The organism is Paenibacillus sp. KS1, from assembly GCF_001680695.1.
GTDB classification, from domain to species: Bacteria; Bacillota; Bacilli; order Paenibacillales; family Paenibacillaceae; genus Paenibacillus_B; species Paenibacillus_B suaedae.
Map to the genome: position 1 here is coordinate 1 of NZ_MAIS01000224.1, position 1496 is coordinate 1496.

Consider the following 1496-nt stretch of genomic DNA (forward strand, 5'->3'; position numbering starts at 1 on the left):
CGGATATTTCATATGAAAATACTTCCCGTAATCGCGGTAGAAGGCGTCCTCATCCTGGTAGACCACCTTGATTTTGCTTGGCTGCAGCGGTTCCAGCACTTCCTTCTTGCCCAAGCAACCGCTCATTAAGGAAACGATCGTTAGCAGCAGGATCGTTATTTTCCATTTGTGATGCACGTTTTCTCACCCGTTTCCTTACTTATGACTTTCCTTTTGTTTTCTGCTTTGCTTCTTCTTGCAATTTGGATAATAGCTCCTGTCCCTTTATCTCCAAGGCAGCAGCCGCTTCATCTACTGACTTCTTGTGATCGATAACGGCCTGAAGCTCTTCCTCCAGCGTCTTATTGAACTTCCCGAAGAAAGGAAATGGGACATAGTCATTCATCCAGACGCTGTTGTGCTGAGTCTTCAGCAAATAGAACGGTTCCATGCTCTTGCCCTTGAATTCCTTCAAATAACCGGTACGTGAAGGTAAATTACCAGTCATCGTCCGTGATCGGGCATGAGCCATTTCCGATCCGCTTGTAAACTTGACGAATTCCCAAGCAGCGCGCTTGTTGGTCGAATTCGCAGAAACCGCAAAAAGCGGATAAAAGGAAACATTCGTCGATTCCACCCCAGGCTCAATTGGGACAGTGACGACCTCCCAATCTACCGGCTCGTCCTCATTAAATCTAACGGCATATGTAGCAGGTGGGCCGAATATAGTCATCGCAGCCACACCATCATCAAAAAAGTCGCTTTTTGACGAATACATCTGATCTTCTGGACGGAAATAAACCGCATTGTTGCGTACAGCATCCACAGCCATTTTCATTGCTTTTTTCCATCCATCCGAATTGATAAGCACCTTCTTCCCCTTCGCATCGAAGAACTTTAAGCCGGAAGTATCGGCGATATCGAACATCAAATTGCCTGCATGGCCATTCGAAAAGTACAAGCCATGCACAGGACGGTTTCCATTTTTAACATTAGAAAATCTCGCTGCTAATTGCAGCACCTCTTCCCAGGTCATCTTGTTCGTCGGCGGATCAATTTGATTATCCTTGAACAATTTTGTGTTATAGTACAGAGCTCCAATGCTTACTTGTGGAGCCAGCCCATACAGCTTCCCGTTGCCCAGGTTTTTGATCGAATCGATAAGTCCCGGCATAAACTCCTCGATATTATAGCCGTCCTGCCGGATGGCTTCCTCAAGATCATAAAGCTTCCCGTCGGTGGCGAACTGCTTGAACATTCCGCTGTCCAGCATATATACATCTGCGTCCGTTTTTTCGAGCAGCTTCTTTACTTCCGCCTCGTATTCATCCGCGCGGATCATTTTACCGAGATTTTTGAGCACCTGAACCTGTGGAATGACTTCGACTTCAATCTGCGGATATTTCATATTGAAGTACTTTCCGTAATCACGGTAAAATGCGTCTTCATCTTGGTAAATCACTTTGATCTTGCTTGGCTCAAGCGGTTCCAGCACTTCCTTCTTGCCGAAGCAGCCG

At 46.3% G+C, this 1496-nt stretch carries 1 protein-coding gene; it reads right to left on the bottom strand.

Features of this window, described 5'->3' with window-relative positions:
• Positions 1–199: 199 nt before the first annotated feature.
• A partial coding sequence (locus BBG47_RS27960) for an ABC transporter substrate-binding protein (protein ID WP_065294462.1) occupies positions 200–1496 on the bottom strand: 1297 nt, incomplete at its 5' end.